Source organism: Pectobacterium aquaticum (assembly GCF_003382565.3).
In the GTDB taxonomy this organism is placed as follows: Bacteria; Pseudomonadota; Gammaproteobacteria; order Enterobacterales; family Enterobacteriaceae; genus Pectobacterium; species Pectobacterium aquaticum.
In genome coordinates this window covers 1,843,104-1,864,162 of sequence record NZ_CP086253.1, presented here as the reverse complement: position 1 = coordinate 1,864,162, position 21,059 = coordinate 1,843,104, and the positions used below count along the sequence as shown (strand labels likewise).

The 21,059-nt window shown below is 51.8% G+C and carries 21 protein-coding genes; 9 read left to right on the top strand and 12 right to left on the bottom strand.

The annotated features are described in order from the left end of the window. Positions 1–66: 66 nt before the first annotated feature. On the top strand, positions 67–1,092 hold the full coding sequence (gene hcr / locus DMB82_RS08760; protein ID WP_116163470.1) for an NADH oxidoreductase: 1,026 nt from the start codon (positions 67–69) through the stop codon (positions 1,090–1,092). A 186-nt stretch (positions 1,093–1,278) separates the two neighbouring features. After that, entirely contained in the window at positions 1,279–2,715 is a 1,437-nt protein-coding gene (locus DMB82_RS08755; protein WP_116163472.1) for a DUF2867 domain-containing protein, read from the top strand. On the opposite strand, the gene DMB82_RS08750 is transcribed toward DMB82_RS08755, so the two are convergent. Beyond that, positions 2,712–3,542, bottom strand: coding sequence for an N-acetylmuramoyl-L-alanine amidase (locus DMB82_RS08750; RefSeq protein ID WP_102116241.1), 831 nt, complete (start codon positions 3,540–3,542; stop codon positions 2,712–2,714). The two genes, DMB82_RS08755 and DMB82_RS08750, sit on opposite strands and share 4 nt — an antisense overlap. A gap of 185 nt (positions 3,543–3,727) precedes the next feature. Further along, positions 3,728–4,051 carry a heavy metal-binding domain-containing protein gene (locus DMB82_RS08745; protein ID WP_102116240.1) on the bottom strand — a complete coding sequence of 108 codons (324 nt, stop codon included), beginning with the start codon at positions 4,049–4,051 and terminating at the stop codon, positions 3,728–3,730. 229 nt (positions 4,052–4,280) lie between these two features. On the opposite strand from DMB82_RS08745, the gene artP reads away from it, so the two are divergent. The 5 genes from artP to artJ (DMB82_RS08720) all read left to right on the top strand — a co-directional run bounded on the left by artP (position 4,281) and on the right by artJ (DMB82_RS08720) (position 8,102). Beyond that, positions 4,281–5,009 carry an arginine ABC transporter ATP-binding protein ArtP gene (gene artP, locus DMB82_RS08740; protein WP_205533022.1) on the top strand — a complete coding sequence of 243 codons (729 nt, stop codon included), beginning with the start codon at positions 4,281–4,283 and terminating at the stop codon, positions 5,007–5,009. A gap of 20 nt (positions 5,010–5,029) precedes the next feature. Then, on the top strand, positions 5,030–5,761 hold the full coding sequence (artJ, locus tag DMB82_RS08735) for an arginine ABC transporter substrate-binding protein (protein ID WP_116155651.1): 732 nt from the start codon (positions 5,030–5,032) through the stop codon (positions 5,759–5,761). A gap of 11 nt (positions 5,762–5,772) precedes the next feature. Further along, the gene (gene artQ / locus DMB82_RS08730) at positions 5,773–6,489 is read left to right on the top strand and encodes an arginine ABC transporter permease ArtQ (protein WP_015839956.1); all 717 of its coding nucleotides are present in this window, start codon (positions 5,773–5,775) and stop codon (positions 6,487–6,489) included. Next, positions 6,489–7,157, top strand: coding sequence for an arginine ABC transporter permease ArtM (gene artM, locus DMB82_RS08725; RefSeq protein ID WP_039489914.1), 669 nt, complete (start codon positions 6,489–6,491; stop codon positions 7,155–7,157). Before artQ ends, artM begins: the two co-directional genes overlap by 1 nt. A gap of 213 nt (positions 7,158–7,370) precedes the next feature. Beyond that, entirely contained in the window at positions 7,371–8,102 is a 732-nt protein-coding gene (artJ, locus tag DMB82_RS08720) for an arginine ABC transporter substrate-binding protein (RefSeq protein ID WP_102119379.1), read from the top strand. Positions 8,103–8,469: 367 nt separating this feature from the next. On the opposite strand, the gene rlmC is transcribed toward artJ (DMB82_RS08720), so the two are convergent. From rlmC to nfsA, 9 genes are all read right to left on the bottom strand, one after another. Continuing rightward, the gene (gene rlmC, locus DMB82_RS08715) at positions 8,470–9,603 is read right to left on the bottom strand and encodes a 23S rRNA (uracil(747)-C(5))-methyltransferase RlmC (protein WP_116163474.1); all 1,134 of its coding nucleotides are present in this window, start codon (positions 9,601–9,603) and stop codon (positions 8,470–8,472) included. Between the two features lie 124 nt (positions 9,604–9,727). Beyond that, complete coding sequence (locus tag DMB82_RS08710) at positions 9,728–10,180, bottom strand: YbjO family protein (protein ID WP_116163476.1); 453 nt, start codon at positions 10,178–10,180, stop codon at positions 9,728–9,730. Positions 10,181–10,369: 189 nt separating this feature from the next. Next, positions 10,370–11,215: a putrescine ABC transporter permease PotI gene (gene potI, locus DMB82_RS08705; RefSeq protein WP_116163478.1), complete on the bottom strand. Its 846-nt coding sequence runs from the start codon at positions 11,213–11,215 to the stop codon at positions 10,370–10,372. Beyond that, positions 11,212–12,177, bottom strand: coding sequence for a putrescine ABC transporter permease PotH (potH, locus tag DMB82_RS08700; RefSeq protein ID WP_116155655.1), 966 nt, complete (start codon positions 12,175–12,177; stop codon positions 11,212–11,214). Before potH ends, potI begins: the two co-directional genes overlap by 4 nt. Before the next feature lie 14 nt (positions 12,178–12,191). Beyond that, on the bottom strand, positions 12,192–13,325 hold the full coding sequence (gene potG, locus DMB82_RS08695) for a putrescine ABC transporter ATP-binding subunit PotG (RefSeq protein WP_102119381.1): 1,134 nt from the start codon (positions 13,323–13,325) through the stop codon (positions 12,192–12,194). A 202-nt stretch (positions 13,326–13,527) separates the two neighbouring features. Beyond that, positions 13,528–14,637, bottom strand: a complete 1,110-nt coding sequence (gene potF / locus DMB82_RS08690; protein ID WP_102119374.1) for a spermidine/putrescine ABC transporter substrate-binding protein PotF — start codon at positions 14,635–14,637, stop codon at positions 13,528–13,530. 372 nt (positions 14,638–15,009) lie between these two features. Then, positions 15,010–15,489: a type III secretion system chaperone family protein gene (locus tag DMB82_RS08685; RefSeq protein ID WP_039275494.1), complete on the bottom strand. Its 480-nt coding sequence runs from the start codon at positions 15,487–15,489 to the stop codon at positions 15,010–15,012. A gap of 266 nt (positions 15,490–15,755) precedes the next feature. Further along, positions 15,756–16,667: a 30S ribosomal protein S6--L-glutamate ligase gene (gene rimK / locus DMB82_RS08680; RefSeq protein ID WP_102119373.1), complete on the bottom strand. Its 912-nt coding sequence runs from the start codon at positions 16,665–16,667 to the stop codon at positions 15,756–15,758. A 16-nt stretch (positions 16,668–16,683) separates the two neighbouring features. Then, positions 16,684–17,403, bottom strand: coding sequence for an oxygen-insensitive NADPH nitroreductase (nfsA, locus tag DMB82_RS08675; protein WP_116163480.1), 720 nt, complete (start codon positions 17,401–17,403; stop codon positions 16,684–16,686). Positions 17,404–17,916: 513 nt separating this feature from the next. Between nfsA and DMB82_RS08670 the strand changes: the two genes are divergently transcribed. Continuing rightward, positions 17,917–18,183 carry a GrxA family glutaredoxin gene (locus DMB82_RS08670; RefSeq protein ID WP_010277298.1) on the top strand — a complete coding sequence of 89 codons (267 nt, stop codon included), beginning with the start codon at positions 17,917–17,919 and terminating at the stop codon, positions 18,181–18,183. 94 nt (positions 18,184–18,277) lie between these two features. Here the strand turns inward: DMB82_RS08670 and DMB82_RS08665 are convergent, their stop codons facing one another. Next, positions 18,278–18,649: an inner membrane protein YbjM gene (locus tag DMB82_RS08665; RefSeq protein ID WP_102119371.1), complete on the bottom strand. Its 372-nt coding sequence runs from the start codon at positions 18,647–18,649 to the stop codon at positions 18,278–18,280. A 376-nt stretch (positions 18,650–19,025) separates the two neighbouring features. On the opposite strand from DMB82_RS08665, the gene DMB82_RS08660 reads away from it, so the two are divergent. Beyond that, complete coding sequence (locus tag DMB82_RS08660; protein ID WP_102119380.1) at positions 19,026–20,714, top strand: aspartate:alanine antiporter; 1,689 nt, start codon at positions 19,026–19,028, stop codon at positions 20,712–20,714. The last annotated feature ends 345 nt before the right edge of the window (positions 20,715–21,059 follow it).

Below are 21,059 nucleotides of genomic sequence, written 5' to 3'. Positions count from 1 at the left end.
GCCCACTGTCTTATGGGCCGCCATTTTTACACGCTTCACCGTACCCGTTTGTTATGGAGATTGATTATGACCATGCCCGCACTACAGATTGGGCCGACACCGCTTTGTTCTAACCGCATGCAGGTACATTCGATTACCCAGGAAACGCCGGATGTCTGGACGATTTCACTGGTTAATCATGATTTTTATCCGTATCAGCCGGGTCAGTATGCGTTAGTCAGCATTGCCAACAGCGCGGAGACGCTACGGGCTTATACGATTTCGTCTTCACCGGGCCTCAGCCGTTTTATTACCTTAACGGTAAGAAGACTGGACGACGGTGTCGGTTCACGCTGGCTGACCCAAACGCTGAAAGTCGGCGATTATCTGTGGTTGTCCGATGCACAGGGCGAGTTTACCTGTGCCAACGCCGTCAGCGATCGCTACCTGATGGCGGCGGCAGGCTGCGGTGTCACGCCGATTATGTCGATGTGCCGCTGGCTGCTGGCAAACAAATCACAAACCGATATCCACGTTATTTTCAACGTGCGCAATCCGCTGCAGGTGATCTTCGCCAAAGAATGGCAGGATCTGGTGCAGCGTTACCCTCAGCAGTTGCATCTGACGCTGATGGCAGAATTTGACGCTGCGCCCGGCTTCCTCTCTGGACGAATCAGCGGCGACCTGCTGGTCGAACACGTACCGGATATCGCCAGCCGCACCGTGATGACCTGCGGCCCAGCGCCGTACATGAATCAGATTGAAACCCTGAGTCAGCAGCTTGGCGTTGCCTCAAACCGCATCTTCAAAGAACAGTTCCGCCCAACAGATGACGTGCTGGATGACGACGCCGATCAGCTCACGCTGACCATCAGTCGTCCGCTGAAAAACCTGCGCGTGCCAGTGGGTATCAGCCTGCTAGCCGCACTGGAAGCCAATAAGGTGCTGGTTACCGCTGCCTGCCGCGCCGGTGTTTGCGGGAGCTGCAAAACTCACGTGCTATCCGGTAATTACACCACTAGCAGTACCATGACGCTAACACCAGCCGAGATCGAACAGGGCTATGTTTTGGCCTGTAGTTGCCAACTGCAAGGCGACACCGTTCTGGCCTAATACGCCCGCGTTTTACCCCCTTCTGTCCGGTAGCCTCGGCTATCGGGCAGGTAGGTCATGTTAGATTACGCTTGGTTCCAGCTAAGCATTAATTCCCTATTTTTCGTCGTTTTTTGCCCTTTCCCGATTTGCCTTTTCGCGATTATAGTAAGCCATGGTTATATTTTGCTGTGGAGCCACTGGCACATGACATCCCCCTCAGCCCCGATCCTGATTCTGGGCGCAACTGGCTACATTGGCCGCCATTTAACCGAGCGGTTGAGTAAACAAGGCAACCGAGTCATCGCTGCTGGCCGAAATACTGAGTCCCTCGCCTCACGAAATTTGCCGGGCGTCGACTGCCAACAGGTTGATCTCGCTAAGCCAGAAAGCCTGCCGGATGGCCTGTGGGGCGCAGAAACACTCTATTATCTGGTGCACAGCATGGGCGACGGCGCGGACTTCGTGGCAAGAGAACGGATGACCGCCATGAACCTGCTGCTGGCACTGACCTCTAGCCGCGTAAAACAGATTATCTATCTGGGGTCGCTTCAGGTAAAACGTGATGCCTCACCACACATGCAAGCACGTCAAATCACCGGTGATGTATTACGCAGTAGCGGCATTCCCGTCACAGAGCTGCGTGCGGGTATTATTATCGGTACCGGTTCGGCGGCGTTCGAGATCATGCGCGATATGGTCTATAACCTGCCGATATTGACGCCGCCGCGCTGGGTGCGATCTAAATCGTCCCCCATTGCGCTGGAAAACCTGCTGGTGTATCTGATCAATATCGCACAGCACCCCGCGACAGAAAACCGCATCATGGATGCCGCAGGCCCCGAATACATCAGCTACCAGACCATGTTCGAGCGTTTCATTCAGATCAGCGGCAAACGCAGATTGCTGATACCCGTTCCCATGCCGACACATTTCATGTCTGTCTGGTTCCTGCACTTGGTCACATCGGTTCCGCCGTTCATCGCCCGCGCGCTTATTCAGGGTTTAAAACACGATTTACAGGCCGATGACCGCGAACTCCAGACATTGATCCCACAAACGCTGATTAGCTTTGATGACGCCGTGCGCTTCACGCTGCAAAGCGAAATGGAGAGCGTGCAGCAGGCCGACTGGGGCGATGACACCGAGGTCCGCGCACGTTGGAAGCCCAATTACGGCTTTTACCCTAAACAAGCGGGCCATTCGATGAAGACGTCCGCGTCCAGTCAGGCGCTCTGGCAGGTCATCCAGCAGGTCGGCGGCAAGGAAGGCTATTTTTACGCCAATACGCTGTGGAATATCCGCGCTCGGCTCGACGATCTCTGCGGCAACGGCGTGACTTACGGACGCCCCGATCGTCCGACGCTGGAAGTGGGCGACAAGATTGACGGCTGGAAGGTTATTTCGATCAAGCCACAGCGTCAGCTAGTGCTATTATTCGGCATGAAAGCCCCAGGGTTGGGTAAACTCAATTTTACCATCACCGATAAGGGCACTCACCGAACCGTGGATGTGCGCGCCCGCTGGCACCCTTCAGGGTTCAACGGGCTGGTCTACTGGTTTCTGATGATGCCCGCTCACCTGTTTATCTTCCGTGGTATGGCGGCGCGTATTGCGAAACTGGCAGAGAAGGAAACGGTTTAGCGGTTGCCGTATTTCTCCAGCAGCGCGTCGACGATCGCTTCACTTTGCGCATCTGGCTGGCCTTGATAGTTCTCGGGGCGGAAATGCATCTGGAAAGCGGCAATCACCTGCCGCTTTTCGCGCGCCGTCATCGTGTCTTGCACCGCGTAACCATAGCGCCCCAGTTTCTCCAGCAGAACCGCTTCATCCACTGGCTGCATCGGCAGTCGACCACTTAAATAGAACGCGACCCGCTGCGCATCCGGCCAGGCACCAATGCCCGCTTGCGCTAGCGCCTGCCAAGGGAACAGCGGCCCGGGGTCTTGTTTGCGCTGTGGAGCAATATCGCTGTGCGCCACCACGTTCTGCGGAGCAATCTGGTAGCGGTCGACAATATCGCGGGCGATCGCAGTCACGAGCTGAATCTGCGAGGCGGTAAACGGCTCCCACGTATAGCCCGTTAGCGTGCGTTCATAGCCCGCGTTTTCGATCTCAATACCAATCGAAGAATTATTCAGTCGACTAAATCCGCGCCAGCTACTGGCTCCCGCATGCCAGGCAGCCTGAGATTCCGGCACCAGTTGCCAAGCAAGTGGCTTACCACGTTGCAAAGGAGGGTGAGCTGGAATCAGATAATGGGCGCTGACATGCTCATCGGTCAAAATATTCAGCGAGGTGGCAAAGTCTTCCGCCGTATAGTGAATCACCAGAAAGCGGATACGCGATTCCTGCGCCCGCGACTGCACTGCGGTCTCCAGCACATAATTATTCTGTTCCTGCAACAAGGAAGGTGCTGACTGGCAACCCGCTAACAGCCCCAATACTATACAGAGCATCCATTTCAACATCGTTATTCCACTCTATACGTTCTTCCACACCATCTCTTCGCCAACTCACTATATATACTCTAAATAATTCGAGTTTCAGGAAGGCGGCAAGAGAACGAATCCCGATGAGCTTACTTGAGTAAGTGATTCGGGTGAGTGAGCGCAGCCAACGCACATGCAACTTGAAGTATGACGAGTATAAGCTGCTAGCGGCGAACTTTTACTGCGGTACCGCTCACGGTCACCATCAGCATACTGCCGTCCTTCCCGACGGTTTCATAGTCAAGATCGATGCCTACCACGGCATTCGCCCCTAAATCTTCGGCTTGCTCCTGTAACTCTTTGAACGCAATCTGCCGCGCCTTACGTAGCTCCTTCTCATAGGCACCAGACCGGCCGCCAACGACATCGCGGATGCTGGCAAAAAAGTCCCGGAAGATGTTCGCGCCCAGGATGGCTTCGCCGGTCACGACGCCACAATATTCAGTGATGGTGAAACCTTCCAGACTTGGCGTGGTGGATAATTGCATGTCGTCTCCTTTCACTGCTTTTCTAATGAATGTTAAGTACACGTAAATATAAGTCGGCGGTACTGTTAGCACCCGCTATGAGAAAGCGGGCGCCCAGATTGTAAGCCGCTATTTTGTGCTATTATTTAATCAACAAATCGCTTATTGGCAAATTTTAACCCACGGTGATTGCATAACTATTCTGCCGACGTTAACATTCGCCGCATCAATGTCTATTCAATTCTTACGCATGAGTATTCAACTAAACGGCATTAACTGTTTCTACGGCACATACCAGGCACTATTTGATATCACCCTCGATTGTCCTGCGGGTGAAACGCTCGTGCTCCTTGGTCCCAGCGGTGCGGGAAAGAGCTCGCTGATACGCGTTCTTAATCTGTTGGAAATGCCGCGTTCTGGCAAGCTTTCCATCGCCGGTAATCAGTTTGATTTTCAGCGCACGCCATCCGACAGCGCGATCCGTGAATTGCGTCAGAACGTCGGAATGGTGTTCCAACAATATAATTTGTGGCCGCATTTGACCGTGGTGCAGAATCTTATCGAAGCGCCCTGCCGCGTGCTGGGACTGAGTAAAGAAGAAGCGAAAGCGCGGGCGAACAAACTGCTAACACGTCTGCGCCTCAATGACTTTGCCGATCGCTTCCCTCTCCATCTTTCTGGCGGGCAGCAACAGCGTGTCGCGATTGCCCGTGCGCTGATGATGGAACCTCAGGTTCTGCTATTTGATGAGCCCACTGCCGCGCTGGACCCTGAAATTACCGCTCAGGTCGTCAACATCATTCGTGAATTGGCAGAAACCGGGATTACGCAGGTGATTGTGACCCACGAAGTTGAATTTGCCCGTAAAACGGCCAGTCGTGTGGTGTATATGGAAAACGGCCGCATCGTTGAACAAGGGGATGCGACGCACTTTACCCAACCGCAGACGCCTGAATTCGCTGGTTATTTGTCACATTGATTACTATCAGGAAAATGATAATGAAAAAATTGATTGTTGCAGCCTTATTCGCCGTTGGTGCCGCCTCTGCTAACGCCGCAGATACCATCCGTTTCGCGACTGAAGCCTCCTACCCTCCGTTCGAATTTGTCGATGCCAATAACCAGATCCAAGGTTTTGATATCGATCTAGCGAATGCACTGTGCAAAGAAATGCAGGCGACCTGTACGTTCAGCAATCAGGCCTTCGACAGTCTGATCCCCGGTTTGAAATTCCGTCGTTTTGAAGCCGTCATCGCGGGAATGGATATTACGCCGGAACGCCAGCAGCAGGTGTCATTCACTCAGCCTTACTACGATAACTCCGCTCAGTTTATTGCCCAGAAAGGGAAAGTTGCCGATATCGCCGCGCTGACAGGAAAGCGCGTTGGCGTACAGAATGGCACTACCCACCAGAAATACCTGATGGAAAAGCATAGCGATATCAAAACTGTGCCTTACGACAGCTACCAGAATGCCGTGCTGGATCTGAAAAATGGTCGTCTGGATGCCGTGTTCGGTGATACCGCCGTGGTTAACGAATGGCTGAAGCAGAACGATGCGCTGGCAACCGTAGGCCAGAAGGTGACGGATAAAGGTTACTTCGGTATCGGTCTGGGCATCGCCGTGCGCCAGAACAACGATGAGCTGCTGAAAAAATTCGACGATGCGCTCAACAAAATCAAGCAAGATGGTACTTACGAGACCATCTACAAAAAATGGTTCCAGCAGTAATCTGACGCTCAATGATTGAATTTCAACCTCTTGCAAGCGCCGCCGGGATGACCGTCGGCCTTGCCGTTTGTGCACTGGTGCTCGGCCTCGTGCTGGCGATGCTGTTTGCCGTTTGGGAAACTGTCCGCTGGAAAGCCGTTAGCTGGACGGGAACCGCCGTCGTGACGCTGTTGCGCGGCCTGCCAGAAATTCTGGTCGTGCTGTTCATCTATTTCGGCTCTTCTCAACTGCTGATGATGCTGGCAGACGGTTTTACTCTGAATCTCTTCATCGTGCAGATTCCGGTAAAACTGGATATCGGCATGTTTGAAATCAGCCCATTCCTGTGCGGCGTCATTGCGCTGGCGCTGCTGTATGCGGCCTACGCCTCCCAAACGCTGCGCGGCGCGCTGAAAGCCGTCCCGCAAGGGCAATGGGAATCGGGTCAGGCGCTGGGGCTCAGTAAATCCGCGATCTTTTTCCGTCTGATCATGCCGCAGATGTGGCGTCACGCCCTGCCGGGGTTAGGCAATCAGTGGCTGGTATTGCTAAAAGATACCGCGCTGGTGTCGCTGATCAGCGTGAACGATTTGATGCTGCAAACCAAAAGTATTGCGACACGGACGCAAGAGCCCTTCACCTGGTACGTTGTCGCGGCGGCGATCTATTTGATTATTACGCTGTTAAGTCAATATGTGCTGAAACGCATTGAACTGCGCACCACGCGTTTTGAGCGGAGGCCTTCCTGATGCTCGCTTATTTACCTGAGCTAGTAAAAGGCCTGCATACCAGCCTGACCTTAACTGCCGTTTCCATCGTCGTAGCACTGGTGCTATCACTGCTGCTGACTGTGGTACTGACGCTCAAAACGCCGGTCATATCGCTGTTGGCGAAAGGCTACATTACGCTGTTTACCGGTACGCCGCTGCTGGTGCAAATCTTCCTGATTTACTATGGGCCCGGACAGTTTACTTCTATCCAGCAAATCCCCTGGCTGTGGAGCCTGCTTTCACAACCGTGGCTGTGTGCGATGGTGGCGCTGGCGCTCAACAGTGCAGCGTATACTACGCAACTGTTCTATGGTGCGGTAAAAGCGATCCCTGCCGGACAGTGGCAATCCTGTGCCGCGTTGGGCATGGATCAGAAGCAAACATTACGTATTTTGCTGCCGTTTGCGTTTAAACGTGCGCTGTCTTCTTATTCAAATGAAGTGGTGCTGGTGTTTAAGAGTACCTCACTGGCTTACACCATCACGCTGATGGAAGTCATGGGCTACAGCCAACTGATGTACGGCCGGACGTATGATGTGATGGTGTTTGGTGCCGCTGGGATTATCTACCTGTGCGTCAACGGGTTACTGACGTTGCTGATGCGCTGGGTTGAGCGTCGCTCACTGGCATTCGAACGCCGTAATTAATCCTTATCGCATTTATCCGCGCATTACTCGCTTAGAAAGCAGGCTTTGATAGCCTGCTTTTTTTATGGCGTGCTGATGTAAAAACACGCAACAAATCGACTCATTAATCATTTTAATTGCATATAAATTCAATCGATGGCATGGTAATCGCCATGACGTCGGAACCCTTCCGCACAACTATATTTATCAATATAAGAAAAACAGGAGTAGGTAATGAAAAAATTAGTGCTCGCCACGTTACTGGCAGGAATTGCCTTCAGCGCCACCGCCGCAGACACCATCCGTTTTGCGTCATCAGCCACCTACCCGCCATTTGAGTCACTGGATGCCAGTAACGAAATCGTCGGTTTCGATATGGATCTGGCGAAAGCGCTGTGTAAGCAAATGCAAGCGACTTGTACGTTCACCAATCAGGCGTTTGACAGCCTGATCCCTGCACTGAAATTCCGCCGCTATGACGCAGTGATTTCCGGTATGGATATCACCCCCGAGCGCAGCAAGCAGGTCGCGTTCACGCAACCTTACTATGCCAACTCTGCTGTGGTTATCGCGCAAAAAGGGAAATTCAGCGACTTCGCCGCGATGAAGGGCAAACGCATTGGGATGGAAAACGGCACGACGCACCAGAAGTACATGCATGATAAGCACCAGGAAGTGCAAACTGTCTCTTATGACAGCTACCAGAACGCGGTTCTGGATCTGAAAAATGGCCGTATTGATGGCGTATTCGGTGATACCGCTGTTGTCAACGAGTGGATTAAAACGAACCCTGAACTGGCAACGGTTGGCGAACATGTGACTGACGCAGAATACTTCGGCACCGGACTGGGCATCGCCGTTCGTCCCGATGACAAGGCGCTGCTGGAGAAGTTAAATAAAGCGCTGGATGCCATCAAAGCGGACGGCACTTACAAAACCATCAACGACAAGTGGTTCCCGCAATAAGATCCACTTAGCTTAACGCGGTGTGATACACCGCGTTATTAAACGCTTCCACTATTCCATGTCAGATAGTCCAAAGGTTTCGTGCGTGTTAATTACAGTATTCTTTTGTCATTTCATCACACGCCCGACAAGGAGCGCTCAACCGCCGCAGCTCCTTGACCTCTGGCTTTGAAGGCGTGAATTATGCCGCTGCGCGGTCCCATCGGCGTTCATGACCGCTAATCGAGCCGCCAGTGACGCGTTCCCGACGCGGCACTGACTTTCGCGGCATCCATGCCGCTCACTCGGCGGTCAAGCCCACCGATGCATAATTTTTTACGCCTTTTATAGCAAATCCCGCAAAGCATTCAGATGTCCTGACTTTGCCTTAGCCATCCTCACGCTTCAGTAACGTCAGTACTTCGTAGTGCGCCGTATGAGGGAACATATCGAACAGCTGTACGCGCAGCGCTCGGTAATTCGTCAGCTCTGTCATGTCTTTCGCCATGCTTTCCGCGTTACAGCTGGAATAGAGAATATAGTCTGGTGTCATGCGACTCAGGTAGGCACACAGTTCGCTGCCGATACCGCGGCGCGGCGGATTGACCAACACCAGATCCGGGATTTCCGCTTTAGCCGTCGCGAACTGCGTTGAATCCAGCGCCTGAAACTCCACCTGCTTCAACCCTAACTGTTCCGCAGAGCGACGCGCGCAGGCTATCGCCTCAGCGCTGATTTCAATCCCCGTCAGACGCATCTCCGATGATGCACAGTGCAGGCCAAAACCCCCTACCCCGCAAAACAGATCCCACATGCTAGTAATATCCAACTCTGCTACCCAATCACGTGCCGTCGCATACAGCGCGGCTGCCACCTGCGGGTTCGTCTGGAAAAAGCTTTGTGGGCGGATATACAGCGGCACCTGATTGAATTGTTCAGCCAATGCGGCTGCGTCACTCAGGATAATCTCCGTTTTCCCTTCCATAATCGCCTGATGCACAGGCTGAATATTGGCGGATATGACCTCAAGCTGAGGCAATTGCTGCTGTAGCCACGGCAATGCGGCTCGCAACTGCGCCAGCTTGGTTTCTGAGCGCAAGACAAAGCGCAGCATGAACGCACCGCGCTGCGTACTTTCCGTCAGTAGCAGGTGTTTCAGTTCCCCGCGACGTCGAGCCACGTTATAAGGCGTCAGCCCTGCCCTTGCGATGAAGACTTTAAGCACGTCGAAAACCGGCGCAAAGCTGGACGGATAAAGCGGGCAATCGCAGAGATCCACCGCCGTTCCATCACGATGCAGCATCCCCAGCAGCGGGCGTTCCACGCTGCCGCTCACCACCATTTTAGCTTTATTACGAAATGCAGACTGCGCAGAAGGTTGCACGGGCAACCAGCACTGCACAGCGTGCGGTTGCAGCAAACCTTCAAGATGCTGCTGCTTATCAGACAATTGCTGAGGGTAGGCTTTTTCCAACCATTGGCAGGAACGACAGGTTCCCGTGCTGTAGCGGGCACAATGCATAGAAATCTAACTATTAAAAAATACGGAATGTGAGGATTATATCACTCTGACGGCGTCACCCTGCGACCTTTTGCCGATTTATGGGCGACGCCAGCGGCCAGATTGGCTTATAAGAGAGAAATGTCTATTTCTGACGCATAAAGAAGCGCTTACTGCGTCGTGGCAGAAACAGTAAAACAATCACCAGAAGATCTGGAATTTTTTGCAGCAGGAGCTGATGCAGCACGGCAGCGTTGTTCTCTCCTGAGATATGGAATATCGCTGGCATAAATTCACTCAGCGACGCCAGCAGCAGGTAACACACCACGATGGCCTGACAGACCACATAACCCCATCGCCCCCAGTTCACTCCGGCCAAAACGGCAAAGCCACAGCGAATTTCAACGCCGACGATAACCAGCGATAGCAGTAACACCAGCGTCGAATCCCAAGACTCCGCGTTGCTGCCAATCCAGCCGCTCAAATCGCTGAACCCTAGCTCCCAGACAAGCAGCAGAATCCCCAAAACACGAGTAGCAATAATCGCAATCCCCGCCACCATCACTGGCACCGGGGCATAAACTTTGCGTTGTGTCATTTCCTTCTTCGTGTACAGAATTTCAACGCTCTCCCTTCATGCGGCATTTACCCGCCAAAAATACAGCACCACTATAGAATCCGGCGCCAATATAAAACGTGATGCTGATATAAAACAGCAACGCCCCCATACTCTGGCGGCGTTGCTGGAAATCTTCGCTAGGCTAACAAATTACGATGAGAAATCGAATCAGCCGCGTCTCGCTTTTTGCATATCGCGATAGCGCTGTTTCTCTGCTCTCGCCATAAACCACCAGGCGATAAACCCAATAATACCAACGACTAACAATATCAGGGAAGCCAAGGCGTTAATTTGTGGATTAACGCCCATTCTGACGCTGGAGAACACCAGCATTGGCAACGTTGTCGAGCCGGGCCCAGCTACGAAGCTGGCGATAACCAAATCGTCTAACGACAGCGTAAACGCCAGCAGCCAGCCGGAAAGCAGCGCGGGAGCAATCATCGGCACCGTGATAATGAAGAACACCTTGAGCGGATTCGCCCCCAGATCCATCGCCGCTTCTTCAATCGAACGATCAAGCTCACGCAGGCGAGCGCTGATCACCACGGTGACATACGCGGTACAGAACGTGACGTGCGCCAGCCAGATGGTGAACATTCCTCGTTCTGCTGGCCAGCCAATGGCATGCCCTAATGCAACAAAGAGCAGCAGCAGCGACAGACCGGTGATCACATCCGGCATGACCAGCGGCGCTGTCAGCATAAAAGCAAACCCATTGGAGCCACGGAAACGGCCAAAACGCACCATGACCACGGCAGCGATCGTCCCAAGAATCACGGCCATCGTGGCCGAGGCGGCAGCAATCGTCAGGCTCAGGAGCACCGCGCTGATCATCGCCGTATTGTGGAACAACTCGACGTACCAACGTGTTGACCAGCCAGCCCATACAGTCACTAGCTTGGAACTGTTGAACGAGTAGATCACCAGCATCAGCATCGGCGCATAGAGGAACGTAAAGCACAGCACCAAAATCACAATACGCCACGGTGAGCGAACGACAGGTAAATTATTCACGCCTCACCCTCCGCCGTTTTACTCTGATGTTTGTGGAACCAGATAATCGGCATAATCAACAGCAGCAGCATGACGACGGCAACGGCAGAAGCTACCGGCCAGTCGCGGTTATTGAAGAATTCCTGCCACAGAATACGGCCAATCATAATGCTGTCCGGCCCACCGAGCAGTTCTGGAATCACGTACTCCCCCACCGCAGGGATGAAGACCAGCATCGAGCCCGCAATAATTCCGCCTTTCGTTAAGGGAACGATCACACTGAAGAAAGTTTTCAGCGGTCGCGCGCCCAGATCCAACGACGCTTCAACCAACGAATAGTCCAGCCGCATCAGCGCGGTATAGATCGGCAACACCATAAACGGCAGATAGGAGTACACGACGCCGATATAAACCGCCAAATTGGTGTGCAGAATGACCAGCGGTTCATCGATCGCGCCCAACCACAGCAGGAAGTTATTCAGGATTCCGTTATTTTTCAGAATCCCCATCCAGGCGTAGACGCGAATCAGGAATGACGTCCACGATGGAAGAATCACCAGCAACAACAGGATATTACGCGTTGACGGTTTACTGTGCGCTACCGCCCAGGCTAGTGGGTAACCAATAAACAGACAGCACAGCGTCGACACAGCAGCAACCTGAAGCGATTGCATATAGGCATCGAAATACAGCGGATCGTCCAACAAATGCAGGTAGTTCCCAAGGTTCAGGGAAATATCCAACTTGCCGTCCAGCCACGAAACCAGATCGGTATAAGGTGGAATCGCCCGCGCCATCTCTGCAAGACTGATTTTGAACACGATCAGGAACGGCAGCATAAACAGCAGCAGCAGCCACAGATACGGCAGCGCGATGACCAGCTTGCGCCCGTGTTTTTGACGCCAGCGCGCGATGAGTACGCGAAACCAGAGTCTGGCCTTGCCCGGTGGTTCCGCCGCGTTATGTTCGGGAAATGAAGTCATGGTATTCTTCCTCGCTACACCGTCAGAACGACACAGCTATCCGCGTCCCAACACAGCCGGACCTCATCCCCCCAGGTCGGCATGCCTTTACGATAGCGGTAGGCATTTTGTAACTGCGCGCTGATAGTTTGCCCGCTGTTGAGCCTGACGTGGTAAATCGACAAGTCGCCCAGATAGGCGATATGGACCACTTCCCCTACCGCGAAGTTACAACCGTCAGCCGGAACTTCTTCGCACAACATGATTTTCTCAGGACGCAACGCGATGTAGACCGGAACACCATCGACCACCGAGACATCAGAATCCACTTTCAGCGGATGCACCAGTCCGGGGCTTTTAATGATCAGCGCATCGTCCTGACGTTCCTGCAAGATCCCTTCAAACATATTGACTGAGCCGATGAACTCCGCGCTGAAACGCGTGTTCGGGTGCTCATAAATCTCTTCCGGTTCGCCAATCTGTACGAATTTACCGCGATTCATAATGGCAATACGACCCGCCATGGTCATGGCTTCTTCCTGATCGTGCGTCACCATCACGCAGGTCACGCCCACGCGTTCCAGAATATCGACGACTTCAAGCTGCATACGGTCGCGTAATTTTTTGTCCAGCGCTCCCATTGGTTCGTCCAGCAGCAGCAGTTTGGGACGCTTCGCCAGACTACGAGCCAACGCAACACGCTGACGTTGACCGCCGGAAAGCTGATGCGGTTTACGATTGGCAAACTCCTGCATGTGCACCAGCGACAGCATCTCTTCCACACGATCTTTAATTTCTGCGCGCGGTAGCTTGTCCTGCTTCAGACCAAACGCGATATTCTTTTCCACCGTCATGTGTGGGAACAGCGCATAAGACTGGAACATCATATTGATAGGACGCTGGTAAGGCGGCACCAATGACAAATCCTGACCATCCAGAACAATCTGCCCCTGTGTAGGAAGCTCAAAACCTGCCAGCATGCGCAACAGCGTGGATTTCCCACAGCCAGAGGCACCCAGCAGAGCAAAAATTTCGCCTTTATAAATCGTCAGGCTGACATCATCGACGGCGGCCTGGCCGTCGAACGATTTTGTCAGGTTACGCACTTCCAGCAGCGGCGTGGCCGCTTTGGGAGGTTTGGATTGAGGGCGGGGGATCGCGTCATTCACTTCGCATTGCTCTCCGGCAAAAGCAGAACAAGTCACACCGTGGATACCGCCACTCAGGGCTTTTGCATTCAGCAGTGTGACATAATATAGAGCGCAAACAGGCGGATTATCCGCCTGTTCGCCACATTTTATACCCATCCATTCTCTGGTTGCTGAAACCAGCAACCGTCAAGCGCGTGGGTAACGATTCAGATCCAAGAGGCTATTTGCCGCTTTTAACCTTAGTCCATGCGCGAGTACGCGTACGATCAATCTGAGGAGATTGCACTTTAAGCGTAAACAGCTTGGCACGTACATCCGCTGGCGGATAAACGCCTGGGTTATTACGAATTTCGTCGTTCACCAACGGTAAGGAAGCCAGATTACCGCTCGCGTAATACACGTGGTTACTGATTTCAGCCATCACTTCTGGCTTCATCAGGTAATCCAGAAACGCATAGGTTTCATCCAGATTTTTAGCATCTTTCGGAATGGCGAGAACGTCAAAGAATGCCAGCGCACCTTCTTTCGGAATGCTGTATTGGATATTCACCCCGTTTTTCGCTTCTTTCGCACGGTTTCCTGCTTGCAAAATGTCACCCGCCCAGCCTACCGCGACGCAGATATCACCGTTCGCCAGATCGTTAATGTATTGCGAGGAATGGAAGTAGCGAATGCTCGGACGCAGTTTAAGCAGCAGATCGGTCGCAGAGGTGGTGTAATCACCCGGCTTGGTGCTGTTCGGATCTTTACCCTGATAGTTCAGCACGGTTGCAAAGATCTCTTCTGGCGCATCCAAGAAGGAGACACCACAACTTTTCAACTTTTCCAGATTTTCTGGCTTCAGCACCAAATCCCAGCTGTTAACTGGTGCATCAGCACCCAGCGCGGCTTTGACTTTCTCAGCGTTATAGCCAATGCCCGTGGTCGCCCACAGGTAAGGCAGGGCATATTTATTGTCTGGATCGTGCTGTGCGATCAACTTCATCAGCTCAGGATCCAGATTTTTGTAATTCGGTAGTTTGCTCTTGTCTAATGGCTGAAACACTCCCGCAGAGAGCTGGCGCTCCAGGAAGCTAGCAGAAGGCACGACCAGATCAAAACCCGTACTGCCCGCCATGAGCTTGCCTTCCAACACTTCGTTGGAGTCAAACACGTCATAGACGACCTTAATACCGGTTTCTTTCTGGAAATTGGCTAACGTGTTCGGTGCGATATAGTCGGACCAGTTATAAACATGCAGCGTTTTCTCTTCCGCAGATGCGGTGACGGACGCGGCCATCAGCAAGCCGGTAACAACACCCGATAGCCATTTTTTACGTTGGGTGAACATCCGTTCCTTCCTCCATATAAGGGGGTGATTCATGGGAGTTAATCTGTATCGTTCCGATACAAAATATGTCCTGCCGCGCTATCCAACCGGTGAATGAGTATGCACCGATTTTTATTCGCCCAGACACACACATAGCTCTGATTCCGCTGTCTGTGTCTTACAGGAATAAAGCATAACCCCACAACATCGTGTGCACCATACTTGAACGTAAAAAATGGGTTTTAACGATTATTTATTCACATTTTATCGATGTGATGAAGGCGTTTAGCAACAAACAAAGAGAAATATCTGGCAATAATGCGAAATAACCAGAATAAATGGCGGTGAAAGAAAAATAAGTAAAACCAATTGCTGCCGTTGGCAGCAACCGTATCAATGCAGATGAGAGGTAGTAACTCTGGCAGCAGAGCCTTCTTCTTCCTCGCCGATAAACAGCAGATTATTAGCACCGGCCTCAAGGATCACCATTGAGATTTGTTCTTCGGACTGCTGCATAAAATGCCTGAATTGTTCCAACGTCATACCAGCGGCAACGCTGAATGACTGGCAGACAATTAACTTCGGCAGGTTATCGTCCTGAACGTCGATAAACGCCTTGACAGTCAGCGAACTGGCATTGATTTGGCTCAGGTCGCCGACCAGAGGAATCAACGCGCTAGGCTTCACTTCGGCAAGAGCAGAAAACAGGATCACGTTATCTACCAGATCAACTTTTGCATCGAACACACCATCAAAATTTTGCATATGAGGAAGATGGAGCGCCTGACAGGAATCACATTCGAAATACAGAATGTTCAGTTGATCCAGCCACCGCCGTAGCATAGCCAAATCCGGGACGATGAGTGAATCCATCATGTTTGCCTCATACCTACTGCCGTACAGACAGCGTTGTTGAAAAGAAAACACCGTTTACGCAGAAGCGATGTTAAAACAGAAAGAGCCTTAAAAACGGCCCATAGCTTACGGAATATTGTGCGACGATGCCACGATAAAAGCGCCCCGCCACCCGCTTTCCTCGTTCCGCAGCACGGTGACACGTCGAAGAGTACCGCTGTCCGGTGCCTACACGCCAAAATAGGGAACGCCGTATTTTACGGCGCTGTCCCTGTTTCAGAAAGCTAACTTTTGCTTATTGTTGCCGATATTGCGAGGCGTCTCTGGGTATTTTGCTCAATAAATTCAATTATCATGTTGGCAATATCGACTCCGGTCGTCGTTTCAATCCCTTCCAGCCCCGGTGAGGCGTTGACTTCCATCACCAACGGCCCTCGGTCGGCACGCAAAATATCGACGCCCGCGATATTCAGCCCCAGCGTTTTTGTCGCCTTGATAGCAATCGCACGCTCCTTCGCCGTAATCTTCACTTTATTCGCCGAGCCGCCGCGATGCAGGTTTGAACGGAATTCCCCCGCTTTCGCCTGTCGCTCAATCGCCGCAACAACTCGGTTGCCGATCACAAAGCAGCGGATATCTTTACCCTGCGCTTCATGCACGTACTCCTGCACCAGAATGTGCGCATTCAGCCCGCGAAAAGCATCAATCACGCTTTCCGCCGCCTGTCGCGTCTCGGCCAATACCACACCGATTCCCTGCGTGCCCTCCACCAATTTTACGACTAGCGGCGCACCGCCCACCATCGCAATCAGATCGCCAGTATCATCCGGTGAGTGAGCAAATCCAGTGATCGGCAGGTCAATTCCCTCACGAGCAAGCAGTTGCAGCGAATGCAGCTTGTCGCGGGCGCGAATGATGGCGACAGAATTATTCAGCGGGTAGCTGCCAAGCATTTCAAACTGGCGTAATACCGCCGTACCATAAAACGTGATCTGTGAGCCGATACGCGGAATAACCGCATCAAATTTATCCAGCCGACGCCCGCGGTAATGCACTGACGGCGCCGCCGAATTGATATTCATATAGCAGGAAAGCGGGTCAATAATCTCAACGCGGTGCTGGCGCGCCTCAGCCGCTTCACGCAGACGTTTGCAGGAATATAACGACCCATCACGAGACAGAATGGCTATCTTCATAAATATCCTACGGATACTAACGTATCGCCCATCCTTGTTGATGTAAGTAGTCCAGCATGAATGGACGTAACTCTTTTTTCAGCGTCCGTTCCACGTGCTCACTCCAGCTTTCACGACGGCTACCGGTACGTTGCAGATAATATTCCACCATTTGCTGGTCGTATTGCGCCAGCACACCGCGGTCGAGCGGCTGATAGACATTTTCATGCAGCATCATCGCGGTTGGCATGCGCGGTTTCAGGATAGGGTCCGCGTCTGGGTGCCCCAGACACAGGCCAAACAACGGCAGAACCAACGTTGGCAGTTGCAACAACTGCGTCACGTCAGCGATTCGATTGCGGATCCCACCGATAAATACCCCGCCCAACCCCAGTGATTCGGCGGCAATCAGTGCATTCTGCCCCATGATAGCGGTATCAACGCAGCCAATCAGCAATTGCTCCGCCAGACCAGTTTCTGCCTGTGGAAAGACCTCTACATGCCGATGAAAATCGGCACAAAAGACCCAAAACTCCGCCGCCTGTGCCACATAACCTTGCTCGCCAGTATAGTGAACAAGCGTTTCCCGCACGGCAGGATCGGTAATACGGATAATGGAGCTGCATTGTAAAAAGCTGGAGCTGGACGCACTTTGTGCGGCGGTAATGATGGCGTGGCGTTGCTCATCCGTTATGGCCTGAGACGTAAATGCGCGAATAGAACGGTGGCGCTGTAGCAAATCAATCGTTGGTGTCACACTGGCATCCTTCAGTCGGTAAAGTTATTTCATCATCGATACCCTAAATAATTCAAGTTGCAGGACAAAACGTTAACGTTTTGAACAACGCAAAGCGTTGACCCTTTAGGGCGAGGCTCATCTATGGGCCTCGTAACGCGGCAAGAGAAGAACAAATTCTTCGGGAACGAATTTGACCAGCCAACGGCTGGCCTCTGGTGAGAGACAGGATGTCTCTCATTTCATCCCGATGAGCTTACTCAAGTAAGTGATTCGGGTGAGTGAGCGCAGCCAACGCGCATGCAGCTTGAAGTATGACGGGTATAATAGCTTCAGCAAATCGTTATAACAGGTAATGACGACTTTTTTTCATCAATGAATGCGGGCATAGTATTGATAAATTTCGGTATAGTAGCGCGATTCACCGTCACCTTATTACCCGTAACACTTTTAGCCGTGACCTTGTCTGTAATAGTCGTCACGCTATACGTTTCAACAATGAAAACATTTTTCTAATTTTACAAAGGAGTTTACATGTTTGCTGTAATTTTCGGGCGCCCAGCCTGCCCTTATTGTGTCCGTGCCAAAGAACTGGCAGAGAAACTGGCCGAGCAACGTGATGACTTCAGCTTCCGCTATGTAGACATCCACGCAGAAGGCATCTCGAAAGAAGATTTGTCCAAGACGGTAGGAAAGCCAGTTGAAACCGTACCGCAGATTTTCCTGGATGAAAAACACATCGGCGGTTGCACCGATTTTGAAGCCTATGCCAAAGAGCATCTGGCTCTGTTCCAGTCATAATCATCAAACTGGCAGAACACATAGAACGTCGAACTGACGAAACAATAGCGCGGCGACAGTCCGCGCTTTTCTATGGGTTTGCAATAGAATCCACTCAACGAAGATAGCGTCGATAAAGACGGCGTAAGCACAGCACGCCCAGCGCGCCGAGCACACTCCAGAACACCGCACTCATGACGTAGGCCAGCTCTTGCCAGAAAGAGCGCATCGGCGTATTCCACAGGTGGAGCACCAGCAAACAAACGGGCATTGCCGCCAATGCACCAAACAGCGGGTAACGCAGGCGGCCGCGTGCGGAAAGAAAATAGGCGACCATGCCGGGCAGCAGGAAGAGCAACATTCCCGGGCTACCACGCAGTCCGTCATTCACCGTAACCTCCGACGCATCAAACTTTTGACTCAGAAAGACTACGGTAAACAATAAAAAACAGCAGGTCGCACCGACCCAACCTTTTTTTCTTGCCATAAATCGCCCCTTCTCAATATGCCTCCCAATCTGCATCAACCAGAGACCGAAAACGTACGGCATGGTAAAAATGATTGGCGTATCTATTCCCCGATATGAAAAACATGAGGCTGCGCTACGATTTATTCAATGCGTAGGTTATTCGCCGAAAAAGACGATAACTCGCCGCATTTCTTCAACAGCGACACCACAATCATTAAATTAAACAATAATTACACTGAACAATTTTTATCGGATAAATTATACTGAACGAGGCTGATTCCTTTCAGCCGACGCGTATTGACACCGTCACGGGAATTCATGCATTTCATGGCTAAATCTAGCCGCTATAATGAATAACATCAAGAACTTACTGGTAAAAAACAAGTTACATTCCATGAATATAAACGTCGCTGATTTGTTAAATGGGAATTACATTCTACTTTTATTCGTGGTCCTTTCATTAGGACTCTGCCTGGGAAAATTGCGCCTCGGGCCAGTACAACTTGGTAATTCCATTGGAGTTTTAGTTGTTTCTTTATTACTCGGCCAACAGCATTTTTCGATTAATACCGAAGCGCTGAGTCTCGGTTTTATGTTATTTATTTTTTGCGTGGGCGTGGAAGCTGGACCGAATTTCTTTTCTATTTTTTTTCGCGACGGGAAAAACTATTTCATGCTGGCGCTGGTAATGGTCGGCAGCGCCATGTTACTGGCTCTGGGCTTAGGCAAACTCTTTGGCTGGGGAATTGGTTTGACGGCAGGGATGCTGGCCGGTTCAATGACTTCAACGCCAGTGCTGGTCGGTGCGGGTGACACGCTGCGCAATACCGCCAGCTTGGGTAACCAGCTCGGTATTGAGCAAGATCATCTGAGTTTGGGCTATGCGCTGACGTACCTAGTCGGGCTGGTCAGCCTCATTTTTGGCGCACGCTACCTACCCAAACTCCAGCATCAGGATTTACCTACCAGCGCTCAGCAGATTGCACGCGAGCGCGGGTTAGACCAGGACAGCCAGAGAAAAGTGTATCTGCCGGTGATTCGCGCCTATCGCGTCGGGCCGGAGCTGGTTGGCTGGGCGGACGGCAAAAATCTGCGTGAGCTGGGGATTTATCGCCAGACCGGCTGCTACATCGAACGCATCCGACGCAACGGGATTCTGGCCAGCCCTGATGGTGACGCCGTCTTGCAAATCGGCGATGAGATCGCGCTGGTCGGCTATCCCGATGCCCATTCTCGCCTGAACTCCAATTTCCGCGATGGCAAGGAAGTTTTTGACCGCGATTTGCTGGACATGCGCATCGTGACGGAAGAGATCGTCGTCAAGAATCACAATGCCGTCGGCAAGCGTCTTAGCCAATTGAAGCTGACCGATCACGGCTGTTTTCTTAACCGGATTGTCCGTAGCCAGATTGAAATGCCGATTGACGATAACGTCGTCCTGAATAAAGGCGATGTCTTGCAGGTCAGCGGGGACGCCCGCAGGGTAAAAAGCATTGCTGACAGAATCGGGTTCATTTCTATTCATAGCCAGGTCACCGATCTGCTCGCCTTCTGCGCATTTTTCGTCATCGGCGTGATGGTCGGGCTGATCACCATCCAATTCAGCAACTTCACCTTTGGCATCGGTAATGCGGCTGGGTTGCTGTTCGCCGGTATCATGCTGGGGTTCTTGCGCGCTAACCACCCAACCTTCGGCTATATTCCGCAAGGCGCACTTAACATGGTCAAAGAATTCGGCCTGATGGTCTTTATGGCGGGCGTTGGCCTGAGTGCAGGTAGCACCATTAACAGTAGCCTGGGAGACGTCGGTATCCAGATGCTGGCTTCAGGGCTGATTGTTAGCCTACTGCCAGTGGTCATTTGTTTCCTGTTTGGTGCGTACGTGTTGAAAATGAACCGTGCGCTGCTCTTTGGTGCCATGATGGGGGCTCGAACCTGCGCCCCCGCGATGGAAATTATCAGCGATACGGCGCGCAGTAACATCCCTGCACTCGGCTATGCGGGTACCTATGCCATCGCTAACGTGCTACTCACCTTAGCGGGTTCACTTATCGTGGTTATCTGGCCTGAGCTGCCCGGCTGAAAAAATGTAAAAAATCGTCAATATTATTTTTTAAAAACTAGAACTTTTTCTTTGCTCTACAGTCTGAATAAGTGCCACTGCTTTTCTTTGATTCCCTTTATTGAGGAGCCCATCGTTCCCGCCTTTCAGGTTCAAGAACGATGGGCGTTTTCTTTTCTTTTTTATACGATTCACCCCCCCCATCTTCTCATTCTCCCTACCTTCGGTATCATACTTACTTCATTTTTTGTTATTATAATAACAAAATTTAATTTTATTGTTATTTTTATGACATTAAAATTACTGAGTGTCATAATTACGCTATCTGATTTCTAATCGATACCCTAAATAATTCGAGTTGCGTGA